12 protein-coding genes and 2 tRNA genes are annotated in these 12,850 nt (G+C 36.7%); 3 read left to right on the top strand and 11 right to left on the bottom strand.

Features of this window, described 5'->3' with window-relative positions; all coding sequences use genetic code 11:
- Positions 1-30 precede the first annotated feature (30 nt).
- From IPM92_12545 to IPM92_12500, 10 genes are all read right to left on the bottom strand, one after another.
- Entirely contained in the window at positions 31-576 is a 546-nt protein-coding gene (locus IPM92_12545) for a hypothetical protein (protein ID MBK9109160.1), read from the bottom strand.
- Positions 573-1,229, bottom strand: coding sequence for a hypothetical protein (locus IPM92_12540; protein MBK9109159.1), 657 nt, complete (start codon positions 1,227-1,229; stop codon positions 573-575). The genes IPM92_12545 and IPM92_12540 overlap by 4 nt, the downstream gene beginning before the upstream one ends.
- Before the next feature lies 1 nt (position 1,230).
- Positions 1,231-1,755 carry an archaeosortase/exosortase family protein gene (locus IPM92_12535; GenBank protein MBK9109158.1) on the bottom strand — a complete coding sequence of 175 codons (525 nt, stop codon included), beginning with the start codon at positions 1,753-1,755 and terminating at the stop codon, positions 1,231-1,233.
- Between the two features lie 734 nt (positions 1,756-2,489).
- Positions 2,490-3,212, bottom strand: coding sequence for a hypothetical protein (locus tag IPM92_12530; protein MBK9109157.1), 723 nt, complete (start codon positions 3,210-3,212; stop codon positions 2,490-2,492).
- A gap of 29 nt (positions 3,213-3,241) precedes the next feature.
- Positions 3,242-3,622, bottom strand: a complete 381-nt coding sequence (locus IPM92_12525) for a hypothetical protein (protein MBK9109156.1) — start codon at positions 3,620-3,622, stop codon at positions 3,242-3,244.
- A 947-nt stretch (positions 3,623-4,569) separates the two neighbouring features.
- A complete protein-coding gene (locus IPM92_12520; protein ID MBK9109155.1) occupies positions 4,570-5,223 on the bottom strand; it encodes a response regulator transcription factor in 654 nt (217 codons plus the stop codon).
- Positions 5,198-6,004 (bottom strand): hypothetical protein, encoded by an 807-nt coding sequence (locus IPM92_12515; protein MBK9109154.1) that lies wholly within the window; start codon positions 6,002-6,004, stop codon positions 5,198-5,200. Before IPM92_12515 ends, IPM92_12520 begins: the two co-directional genes overlap by 26 nt.
- The gene (locus tag IPM92_12510; protein MBK9109153.1) at positions 5,968-6,645 is read right to left on the bottom strand and encodes a hypothetical protein; all 678 of its coding nucleotides are present in this window, start codon (positions 6,643-6,645) and stop codon (positions 5,968-5,970) included. Before IPM92_12510 ends, IPM92_12515 begins: the two co-directional genes overlap by 37 nt.
- A 22-nt stretch (positions 6,646-6,667) precedes the next feature.
- Entirely contained in the window at positions 6,668-7,414 is a 747-nt protein-coding gene (locus IPM92_12505; GenBank protein ID MBK9109152.1) for a hypothetical protein, read from the bottom strand.
- Between the two features lie 514 nt (positions 7,415-7,928).
- Positions 7,929-8,013 (bottom strand) — tRNA-Ser (locus tag IPM92_12500).
- A 185-nt stretch (positions 8,014-8,198) separates the two neighbouring features.
- Between IPM92_12500 and IPM92_12495 the strand changes: the two genes are divergently transcribed.
- Complete coding sequence (locus IPM92_12495) at positions 8,199-8,966, top strand: phosphopeptide-binding protein (protein ID MBK9109151.1); 768 nt, start codon at positions 8,199-8,201, stop codon at positions 8,964-8,966.
- 60 nt (positions 8,967-9,026) lie between these two features.
- Positions 9,027-9,101, top strand: a tRNA-His gene (locus IPM92_12490).
- Between the two features lie 73 nt (positions 9,102-9,174).
- On the opposite strand, the gene IPM92_12485 is transcribed toward IPM92_12490, so the two are convergent.
- Positions 9,175-11,991, bottom strand: a complete 2,817-nt coding sequence (locus IPM92_12485; GenBank protein MBK9109150.1) for a CRTAC1 family protein — start codon at positions 11,989-11,991, stop codon at positions 9,175-9,177.
- Positions 11,992-12,033: 42 nt separating this feature from the next.
- Between IPM92_12485 and IPM92_12480 the strand changes: the two genes are divergently transcribed.
- A complete protein-coding gene (locus IPM92_12480; GenBank protein MBK9109149.1) occupies positions 12,034-12,849 on the top strand; it encodes a class I SAM-dependent methyltransferase in 816 nt (271 codons plus the stop codon).
- Position 12,850 lies beyond the last annotated feature (1 nt).

The following is a 12,850-nucleotide window of genomic DNA, read 5'->3' as shown; positions in this document are numbered from 1 at the left end:
GCAGCGGTGTAAGGGACTAAACTTGTTAGCTTACTTCTTATCGGGATCGTAATTTTCTTTAACGATACTCATCAACCTGAGGCAAGGATAATCTAATAATTCAGGCAACTTGTGATTTGCTACCACCAATCTGTAAAAATGGTCCTTGTGAAATAAAACTTTGCCAAATTGCTTGATCTCCATAGAATCCACCGGTGCCAGCGTTTGAATGAGTACCATGGCTTGACCTGTAGTATTGCTCAAAGTTTTTAATTGATCTAACTGCATACCCGATGCCAATTTTTCTTTGGACTCAAATGCAATGAGCGATTTAACAGGTGTTTTATCTAAGGAACGATGATTCCACTTTTGTTCCCAGCTACCCAGATACTGATTTTCCAATACAAACTCCAGGATTCGCAATCCATCTTTTTTAAGTTGTTGAATGTCTTCATCCGTCAATAACCTCTTGGCGTCTATTCGGCCATAAGTGAGATTCTCGCAATCGCCAGATTTGAGATCTGTCCATTCTGTTGCTTTTCTTGAGCAAGCGATGGTAATAAATAAACTTAGCAGACATATACAATAGCGAATCATGTTTGTAAACTTTTTAAAAAGGAATTGACAATTAGTGCAAAACGACTATTCCTGAATCCGAAGAGCAGCCATAATATAAAACAGATCATAATACTAAAACCCAAAGTCAACATGGAGATCAATCGGAACACCCATGTAAGGTCTTCGGTCGCAAGGGTATAAACTCCGATTTTTGAGATGTTCATATTGTATAAGGTAAGCAAATTGACTTTTAAAAGAATGATGAGAGACATTATGGTCAAACTCAAAAGGAGATATTTCAGTTTTGGTTTCCAAAGCATAGGGCTGGCTACAAACAGCGCGATTAGAAATGCAAGTGGGACCGTAAAAAGTTGAAAAATGTACAATTGAATAGAATGACTTGAAATCTTGTATTCTTTCATTTGATTTTTGCGTGCAAAATCATGCTCTGCCTGAATAACTTCCGGGTTTCCGTACCTCAGGTAAAAAATATTTGAATCAAAATTTCCGGCTGCATCCTGATAATTCTGCGTTTCGATGTATGCCTTTGGGAAAGAGGCCTTCAAGAATAACTCTATAGAAGACCTAAAAGAGTATTGAATGGCTGATTGCACAGGATGAAAACTTTGGAGGAAAATGACGATGGCATAAACCCCTAAAAAGAGTAACAGAAACTTGAGGATTTCTTTCATACTACTGTTCCATATGTTTTTTAACCTGAGCGATCCAAACCAACCACATCAGAATAGCGATCAAAGTAAAAATGATGACCCCGCCATGCAGATGTAAGAATTCAAATCCATTTTTCCAATGCACCCCGGCAATATAGAGACCTGCGATTCGGAATAAATTGAGTGTTGACAAAACCAAAAGACCATAAAATAAACCTTTCAATTTATGCTTCCAGGCCACAAATGGAAAAGTGATGATAGCGCATATATACAAAGCAGTTGCTTCGATACCATCGCAACCATTTTTAATGCTGACTCTGAATTCATCACCAACAATATTATCTTCCATTGTTTCCGTTTTAAACTGCATCCAATTCAGCAGTATATTGGAAAGATAAGCTTGTTTATTCAACAAGGGACCCATGATATAATTTTCGTAAAAAGGAGAATAATAAAAAATGTAAAACAAAGACATCAGCAGAATAAAAGCCGATAGAAATCTGAATATAGGAGATTTGGAATTCCACCAGATTTTTAATGCAGACATATTAAATGATTTCGTGTTATAATTTAAAACTGTTGGTATTCAAATTTGACTTCATATTTTAAGAGCTCTTTCCTGCTTTTGAACGATAAAATCCCAATAAATTATTGCTTATTGAAAAGGAGTAAGACGTGAATAAAATAAGCTAATATGGGCACTGTTACAATCATACAAATAATGTCGGCGGTTGTATATTCTCCCCAGATCAAATATATGAGGACCCAACCAACAACGGCCAGAACGCAAGCAATCAAGAAGGCTTTATCAAATACATTGCGATCAAATGGAAAATGCAGCATTTTATAATTTAAGCTACAAAGTTAATAGGTTTCTTGTGAATGGGGAAGGTGGATGGTTGATAGTTGATAGTTGATAGTTGATAGATGCCCCGACATGAAGGAGCCTCTTTTAACAATAACTTGCTGATGACTGGAGTTGGTGGTTGGTATTTCCGACATGAAAATGCTTTTTATTATGGATAAATGATAAATCGATTCATCTTCTGTTCGGAAAACAGAGTTTTCCTTTCGCCCCAGCGTATCCCGCTTTGAAAAAATTTGGCGTGTATATTTTACACTAATAAAGCGGGAGGAGACTACGCAGAGCAGGGCCAATATATACGAGACACCAAAGAAATGGCATGCGAAGTCTCAAGAAAATGTCATCAGCATCTCAGAATTGGTAAAAAAAAAGGGCGATGTAAAACACCGCCCTTTTTTTATAGATTGATTTAACAACTAGTCTTTAACAGTAGATCTCTGAGCGAAATTGTAGATCGCTACAGAAGCAAACGTAAGAATAAGCAAACCAAAGATGAATAAACCCCACTGAGTCATTGTAGGAACTGGAGTTCCACCAATGGTCAAGAGTTTTTTACACTCTGAACCTAAACAACCAACAGCTGCAGGATCTCCGGCAGAATTGAAAATGCTTAAGTCGTAAGTATTTCTTGCACCGTTGTTGTTCGCAAGGAAGATGGTAAATGAACCACATTCTGGAATTTCAAGTGAATAACTTACGTTGGTACCCATACATACAGCACCTGGAGAACCCATATTGATAGGCGGTGCATAACAAGGAGCACCTGCAGCAGTCCATAATAAAATTGGGCCTGTTCCAGTATAAGCAAATGTAATATTACAGTTAGCAACAGCAGCAGCAGTCCAGTTAATGGTAACACACTGAGGCGCTAACAATAAGTTTTGGAATTGGTAAGTTTCCCAGTAAGGAGCAAAATAACCTGGGTTGGTACAAGTACCACCTGGGCAAGCTGAAGCACCTGTTGTTAAAGGCACACCTGTTTGTCCTGTAAAACCTCCTGATTTGAAGGTATCGCAATTATAAGCAGCAGGTTTCATACCATTCATAGCGGTTCTGATAGGGAAAATGGATCCTCCACCTCCACCAGCGAATACCACTCCGGTAGAAAAAAGTATAAATAATATAGCTAATTTTTTCATGATTCTATGTTTAAATAATTATTGGTGAATTAAATGCGGCCTTCGTAAACAGCTCTCAAATAGTAATTGATATCGTTTACATTAACTGGTCTTGAGATTGCTCTAGGAACCATACCTTGATTAGCAACATCGATGCTGATAATCAATTTTTGGTTAGCGATATCAAATAAAAATGTAATTCCTCTTCCAGCAGATTTTTCAATATACTTAAAAAAGTAATTGTTAGCTTCTTGAAAGCTTGTAAAATTGAATCTGGAAAGATTTGCAACATACTCAGGAGCTAAATCTTGCAAGGTAGCATCCAAAACGATAAGCCCATCTGGTGTAACAGTGGCCGATCTTTGTGCATTGGCTGTATTGATCGTAAAAATCAAACATACAAATGCCATTAATTTAATTAAATTATTCATGGTATTGGTTTAAAAAATATTGTGAAAAAAAGGTTTAAAATATCTAACCAATACAATCCGGAAGGACAATAGAGCAACCTTTGTGCTGACATGCATCACGCTCAGGATTGATTGGATCATAAAAACGACCTAATGCTTTTACCAAGTCAGACCCTGCTAGCATAATCGATGAATGAGTCTTGGTTTAGCGCGGACATAGAATGCCCTTAGGCTGGTACAAAATTAGAAAGAATATGTTTTTGGTACCCCCTCGAAAAGGGTATTTTTTATATTATGTTTAATATTAATGTATAAATTACTCATCATTCATTGTTGGTAAGTTATCTTCAGATTTTTTGAGTCCATAATCGCTTTTGGAATGAAGCCAAAATTAATATAAAACCGAATTCAAATTTTTTCAAAGTCAAAATTATTAAATGAAGGCTTATCATCTGCCATTTTATACTCCAAACTTACTCGGGATGTGCTTAAGACTATTTATGAGTTGAGCATTATTTTAATTATGCAAATAAGGCTTTAGAGCGTTTAAGTCTCTATTTTGAAGCACAGAAAATTTTCAAAAATGTTGTCCGTTCACCTATCAATAAAAAAAGCCAGCAGAACGCGGGGGGTTCGGCTGACTTCAGAACTAGTTTACAAGGGTTTTCTTGAGATTATTCGGGGTCGTGGTCAGAATAATGGGTAAAGACAAGAAAACCTGTAGGGTTAAAAATCTTAAAAGCTTCCTAAACAATTTCAAAAAGCTTCTCATACTCTGTATAAAATATTCATCATCAATACCTTTGTCTAGAACTCTTTCAAATGTCCATTTTGTCTGGAGTCCGACATCGCCGCGGTTATTGCATTCAAATGTCCGCAACGACAGTGCAAACTTAGTTGGCAGGAACCGACCTAAAAAGGGTGTTTTTCCTGTTTCCGGAGGGGATAAATCCTGTTATTTTAGGGGATTAAGGTTGAACCAAGCCATGCTTTATGGCATGAAGCACTAAACCAATTCGGGATCTAACATGGAGTTTTTGAAATAAATCGTCTCGATAACCATCAATAGTTTTAGGACTCAAGTGCATAAGATCCGCGATCTGTTTATAGTTTAATTCCGTGCAGCAGAGCACTAAGAATTCAATTTCGCGTTCTTTTAGTGGTGACATCATTTGCGAATCGCCCGGAATACCTTCACTCTTAAAGGAGTCAATCATTACTTTGGCCACATAATCTGAATAATAAAATCCTTTGGTCATGACAGAATGAATCGCTAAAAACAATTCATCTTCCTCGGCATCTTTTAGCACATATCCTTTTGCGCCACTTTTAAACATTTTGATGACCGACATTTCATCGTCATTCATGGTCAGGCACAAGATCCTCATTTGAGGATAGTTCTTTTGAATCCATTCAGCCGTTTCCCAACCGTTCATAAGGGGCATATTGATGTCCAATAGGACTAAATCGGGCAACTGATCCAGAACAGTTAATTTTTCTGTTAATTCCCGCCCATTGCGACAAGTAAAGATGACTTTGAATTCATCCCGGGCATTTAATAAATTGGCAATGGCCTGAACCATCATCGTATGGTCATCAACAATTGCAATTTTTACAGGCATATCTATGGTGTTGCCGGACAAGTGATTTTGTAAAAGTTCCTTTTTCTGGGCTTGAAGTTAGTTCTATATTTCCATTTATCAGTTGAATGCGCCCATTGATATGTTTTATTCCGATACCCATGTCGCCTTCATTTTCTCCTTGAGTCAGTACAAAACCCTTGCCATTGTCCTCTATCCGAATTATTAATTCATGAAAGAGATATTCCAGTTGGATCAGGATCTTTGAACATTGTGCATGTTTAAGAGCATTTGTTATCACTTCCTGGATCACGCGATAAAGTATTATTTTTCTTTGTTGTTCGATTTCAAAACGAATTCCGGATTCCTTTAGATCGACCTCTATGATTTTCATTTGGTTTATTCGCTCGGTATCTTTAGTCAACAATTCAATGAGTGGGTATTTTGCAAGCGCGCCCGGGTCTAAAGATTTTGACAAACGTCTGATTTCTTCCAAAGCTTTACTAATCACCTCAAATAAATTTGGAAAGCGCTCATCCTGGTATTGTTTGAGTAATGATTGGGTTTGAATTTTGGCAATGGTAACCAACTGCCCAATATTATCGTGAAGTTCAAATCCAATTTGTTTTAAGGTCTCTTCCTGAATCTCCAATTCCACCCGGGTCAGCTCTAGTTGATATTTGTTTTTTAATTCCTCCTTTTCACGGATAAACCTGTTCTTATTTCTGAGATAATAAAGCAAGAAACCCAATAAAAGTATAAACAGGATGGCTACAACCAGGCAGCCTATGATGATACTGAAAATGACTTCTCTTTCAAGCATAGCAATCCGAAAAATATGCACAAATACATAAAGTAGCTTAAAAATATAGTGACTTTACGCATGGCTGAAAGTAAATCAATGTAATGTTCGAATAGGTAATTATACATTGCCATATAAGGTATGTTGATCATATAAAATGAAAACAAGCCTACAGCAATCCAAAACATGACATCCTTTTTCAATTGAATGATGCGATCGCTTTCTACCAATTGTTTTAAATAACAAACTGCAGCCATGCATAGTACTATGGAACCTAAAGTAAAACTGTAGGTATGCAGTGATTTAAAAAGTATTTGAATAAACGCGATATTCAAAGCGAAAAACAAGAGATAGATACCCAATGCTACGGTCAATATTATTCTGCAGACTCCAACTTTGAGGTTACGGATCAATAAATAGGTCCACATGACAATAATGATACTCGTCGTCAAATTGTAATATGGCAAGTTAAATGCCAGTTTATTGGCTTTAAATACTGATTGGGTAAGAATAATACCTAAAAGATCACTGACAAATATGAAGCCCAGAATATAGGGAAGTGTATGTAGCGTCGTGCCTGATAGTTTCCTAAAAAAGTATAGGCTTATGATCAAACATAGTGCTTCTGAAGCAATGGCAACATCTTGTAATATACTAGCCACGCTTTACGAAAAGTTTAAGCGCTTAGTATTGGCAACCTGAATTAATGGGACATAAAACATCTGCATTTTTTAATAATGAAGAAGAAGTACAAGGGTTGGGCGGTGGACATAAACCTGCGTGGTTTAAACCAGTGAAAGCTTTGACGGCATCATTCTGACCAAAAAGCCAGTTCAGAAAGTCAGTTTCAGACATATTTTCGGGTTTAAACAATGATTTAGGAGCATTCCAGGGGCCATTAGGATTCACTTCAAACAAATCAGGATCGAAATCTATGTCTTCTCCAACTTCGTTTCTGTAGGTTGGGACAAACATTATAGAAAGATGATTTCTGTGACTATAAGGAATGGAATCTGAATATTCAGAAGTTCCTACTTCCGGATAAACAATTGGGTAAACTCGCAAACCTGAAAAATTGACAGACAAATTATTCTCTTTCACCTGATCTTCGACAGCAGCAATAAAATCCTTGAGCTTTTGTAAATCAAAGGTAAAATACCTACTATCGGCAAAATTAGCACCATACTGACCCGGATTGGTACCTGAAAATGTATCATTGATAATGGCCTGCCTTTGGTCCCGGTATTTAGCGACCATCCGAATCATATCTTTATAAGGTATTTTGTCAAAAGCGGCTGAACCAGGGTTCAAGTTTTGTTGCGAAGGACCATTTTCTTTTTGTGCCAACAATGAATTTGACATACATAAACCAAAAAGCATAAAGATTATTACAAAAGCAGATAAATAGGGCTGGAGGGATAATTTTTTCATAATTGGGAAAAATATTTCTCCAAATGTAATTAACAAAATTTGTATTAAAAAACGAAGAATCTTATTTTTAAATATAAATCGTTGATTATCTGCAATATACTTATTATAAAAACCGTGTATTTCTTTTAAAAAAGGGTGTTTTCACTATTTAAGGGGGTGAAAACACCGGGGTGTTTTCACCCCCCCTCTTGGATAGAGAAATTTATAAACATTCCATTTCTAATTGAAATTCATATGTCTCTATTTTAGGACCCAATTTCGATTTGGCATGTGCTAATGGCTAAAGAAAGACTGCTGCTCATAGAAATCAGCTGGCAGATTAGATTTCCTTGCTAAGCTTGCGTTTGGCTGGAAGTTCAGGCTCCTCACCAAAATAAGTTCTCTATTGCAATTAAAATTTCTGCATTGGGCAGGCAGGGAGGAAGACCAAGCCTTTTTTCAATGAATATTAAGGAAAAGGGATTCTGAGCTCATCAAGCCCGAAAACAGGGATTTTGGAAATTCTTTAAAGAAGCGGAGGAAGAGGGATTCGAACCCCCGGACCTGTTACAGTCAACGGTTTTCAAGACCGCCGCGTTAAACCGCTCTGCCATTCCTCCTGAGCGCATTATTTGCAATCGGCTGCAAATATACAAGGATATTTAAAAGAGTTAAACGGATTCCTTTCGACAAATGCCTAACAATCCTTGAAAATATATCAATGAATGAATCTCATTTGAAAAACATTAAGAATTCTCGCTTTTAATTTTTGTAAGTTTGGATTCAAATACAAAAAATGAGCGGTATGCATATATTAAAAATTTCTGTTTTTGTTCTTGGAATTGCATCTTTAATGACCCAGTGCAAGCCAAAAGAAAGCAATAATTCTCCGGAAAATCCAGCAGATATAGAGCTTCTGCCTTCCGATGCTTCTGCTGAGTTTCCAAATGCCGGAATTGCGTCGATGGATTACCAAAAAGGACAATTTACTTACCAGATTACAGGCGATTATAAATTAGGGGAACAGACTTCAGATGCGCCGCAAAAAATGTGTGCAAACTCAGCTCAGGGCCAACATATCCATCTCATCGTTGACGATAAACCATACGAAGCAAAATATGACAGCTCTTTTCATTACCTAATCTCAGATGGGATTCATTACATCTTATCATTTTTGTCGAGATCTTATCACGAAAGCATCAAAACAACTCAGGCATCTGTGGTTTTAAAAGCCACCATTCAAGATAGTTCATTCAAAAAAGTAGAACCTGTTAATGATCCTATGCTATTTTATTCCAGACCAAAAGGCTCATACATTGGGGAAGATGCTAAAAATATCATGTTGGATTTTTATTTGGTCAATTGCAAGCTGGGTGAACAGTATAAAGTGAAAGCTGAAGTTGCTGGAAAAGAATTCACTATAGACAAGTGGCAAGCTTATTATTTAAAGAATTTGCCCATGGGCGAACATACTTTAAAACTTACATTAGTGGACTCTTCCGGAAATCCGGTCAATACGCCATTGAATCCTGTCAGCAGAACTTTTGTTTTACAGGCACAACCCGGTCAGTAATTCAAAGCTTTGCATGACTTAAAAATTATTCTATATTTGCAGCCCATTCTAAACAAACTGGTGGCTATAGCTCAGCCTGGTTAGAGCATCGGATTGTGGTTCCGAGGGTCGTGGGTTCGAGTCCCATTAGCCACCCATCTTTTGAATTTGAATCGATCATATGCCAATAATTTAGCTTCAAAGCAAGCACGCGTATTTATATCGTAGTTCATCGTGATATATCATTGAATTTTGAAACCAGACGCTTCCCGCCCAAATTTGCATTTATAATATAAGCAACTGAATTTAAATCTGGTATTTTGATCCATGAATTGGATACACTTTCCCCAATAGATATGCATCGACCATCTAATGAATTGACGGACCACCCAAATTTGAAGGATTGGCTTGAAATAAGCATAAATTCGCCTTTTCTGTGGACTATTTTTTGATCCGTTTTTTCCAACTCGTGTGAAATCACAGGTTCGTATAAAACCTTGACCTCTACACGTTCACTTAAACATTGAACATCGGGTTTTCGAATGACCCAATCATAGAAATAATAATAATAACTATCGCCATTGTTGGATGTCAACAGACGGATTTTGTCTTGAATAAAAAGAGGATAATAAAATCCGACATCACTCCTTTGAAGTTTAGGGCTATTTTCACCAAATGACCTCTGATTTTGTTCGAGATTAGTAGTAAGGGTATATAGTTTATCGGATGCAGGAATTAAAAAACCCAAATAGACCTGATTTTTTCCTTCCACCAAATAAACCTCCTTAGTGCCAATTCGCATTCCGAGATCATTGAGCAAATCAATAATTCTCATACCGGGAAAATCAGTATATAGGCTTATGGAATCCAGAAAAATATCTTGATAAACATTAAAATGCATTTGCGCATTGAGAAATGAGGCATGATATGCAGAATTATTGAATAAGGGCTTATACAGTCCGCCATGCACAAAAGGATAAACAAAATTTTTATAAGTTTCTGCCCAATAAGTTCGACTAGCTTCCAGGCTATCAGTTACAAAAGTGCTTCCTGAGAAAACCGGAATTAAATCATTTTCATTTTCATACCACAAAGTTTCTTCTGCATCAGATTTTAAAATAGCAGGTGCTTTGGAAATTAAAGTATCGCTAAGAATGGTTGGTGGTAAAACAGGAGGAGCGATCACGAGATTCAAAGTGTCCGTATAAACGTCTTCACAAAATCCTTTTGCTTTTGCAAAATATTTTCCGGTTTGGCTTACTACAATTTTTTGCGCTGTGCGCTGATCAGACCAAACCACAGCTGCGGCAGGCATCACAGACAATTCTAAAAACTCAGCATTACACAAAATAAAATCATAATTGTGGCTTAAAGAAAACGATTGAACCGGATTTCGAATAAATGCAATGTGATTTGAAATCTGCAAACATTGGTTGCTGTCAAGAGCCGAATAAAAAAACAATCCCTCTTCTTGAACCCGAATGGAATCTAAGTTTGATCCAGTATTCCAATGAACTTGAGCGTAATTTCCAGAAGCACTGATAAGGGTATCTATTTGATCACAATAATAAACGACTTTTCTTTCAATTCCCGCTCCTAATTCCCGAATACATCGGCCTTCTTCAACGACATAATGTTTATCTGCAGACAATTTAAAGTGTTTATCAATAATTCCTGAAGGCCAATAAATCATCAGACTATCGACATTAGAAAAACTTTTAAGTCCAAAATGAACATTAAGTGAATTTTGAATCCCAAATGCTTCTCCCCCATGTAATTCTCTCGATTGAAAAAGCGAACCGGTATATACAACTATGCGTGCTCCAATGCCATTTATATTGGAGTTTTTACCTTTTAAAGTAAATTTAATAAAATGATTTTCATTTCCTGAATTGATCCACAACTGATCTTTTTGATTGTTGGGAGTATTGAGTAAATCCGCATGTAATGCATAAATATCAATAAATCCATCGGAGTTAAAATCTCCATATGCACAAGTGCTAAAATTTGCATCTTGTAAGGGCGTGTGTACTTTTGTAAAATGCATGTGTCCATCATTCAACCATAATTCGGAGGCATTGCCTGAAACTAAAACATCGATATCCCCATCATTGTCAAAATCGGCAGGAATTGCCTGAATGATAATGGCGCCGGAGTTAAAACCGGAAGCAAGAGTAATTTCTTCAAATCCATGATCTGATTTCTGCCTGAATAATCGGCAAGGAGTGTAATGATTGATGACCAGACAATCTTTCAAGCCATCATTGTCAAAATCTTCGAAAATGCTTATCCAACTTTGATCTCCAATATCCAAGCCATACAAATCCGCTGATGAACTCCATTTCCCTTGATCATATAACCATAACTGATTTAATCGCCTGGGATCCGTACTGTCTTCTACGCCAGCTCTGCACTTTGATATATATAAATCCGGGTCGCCGTCATTTTCCAAATCCGTCCAAATACAACCATAATTTCCTGCATCAAAACTTGGATCCGCAAAACCCATTTGAATGATATTAAGATCGCGTTGCAATAAACCTGCGCCATTATTCATGTAGATTCTGTTGACTTCATTGTCGTCACAAAGTGTAAAATCAAGCCAGCCATCGCGGTTCAAATCATAAATTGCTGCAGCCTGAGATAAAAAATAAGTATCGTCTATCAAAGTTTTTGTAAACCCGGATGCATTTTGATATAAAATATGCACCTGAGTTCTCTCCCCACTGATTAAAATATCATTAAAACCGTTGCGATCGATATCCGCTACATTAATAGACCAGGCCGGGAAGGTGTTATGATAATCTAAAGACTGCCAAAAAAATTCGCCGGAACCCAATTGCAGTCCCATCCATAAATGTTTTGCCTGATCGAGGATCAATAAATCATCCAATGCATCGCCATTGATGTCTGCACATGCCACGGGTATGCCACTATAAAATGATTTGTTGGTTGTTTTGTGCGTCCAATTATATTGCGCCGCAGTAAATTGCGCTATGAAATTAAAAAAAAGTATAAAAATAAGGTGGGTGCTACCTTTGTGCATAAATTATATTTTTTACAAATATAAAGAAACGCAAGAGAATCAATGAATTTAAAGTTATTCGCAGACCGATTAGAAATCTACTTTAACTATTATGTAAAATCAAAAACCATTTTTCAAATCCATTCTCCATTTATTCATCATTTTCTGAATGCTGTTTTTGATGCTGATCGCATCTATTATGATTTTCGAACCATAGAACAATACTGGCGGCAGATCATGGATGATGCTCATGAAATTCCGAGCAGTGAATTCGGTAGTTTGCATCAACAATCATTGAAACAGGTAAAAACCTTTGCCGCCAAAGCAATAAGTCAGCCGTCACATTATGAAATATTATACCGCTTGGTCTATTATTTAAAACCGCAAAAGAGCCTTGAGTTAGGAAGTTGCTTAGGTATGAGTAGTTTAGCAATGGCATTAGGAAACAGGGAACAATTGTTGACAACCGTTGAAGGCAATACATTCCTCGCAGAATATTGTAAACAGACTTTTGATAAATATCAAATCAATAACATCCATGTAATAAACCTCTTGTTTTCAGAATTTTTAAAAGACCATCAACTTGAAAGCTATAATCTTGTTTTTTTAGATGGCGATCATCATTACGAAGCCACTTTGAAATATTCAAAACGGATTCTTGCTTCCTTATCTGCAAATTCTGTTTTCGTATTGGATGACATTCATTGGTCAAAAGGAATGAATCGCGCATGGAAAGAAATCATTCATTGGCCAGAAGTCCAATGCAGTCTGGAAACACAACGTTTAGGCTTTCTTTTTAAATCTCCGAAAATTACGAAAGGAAATTTTGTGTTTATTCCTTATCGTTTCAAACCCTGGAGCATTGGCTTATTTGGCTAAA

The organism is Saprospiraceae bacterium, assembly GCA_016719615.1.
Classification (GTDB): Bacteria; Bacteroidota; Bacteroidia; order Chitinophagales; family Saprospiraceae; genus Vicinibacter.
The sequence above is the reverse complement of the archived record's forward strand: the minus strand, read 5'-3'. Positions and strand labels throughout refer to the sequence as shown.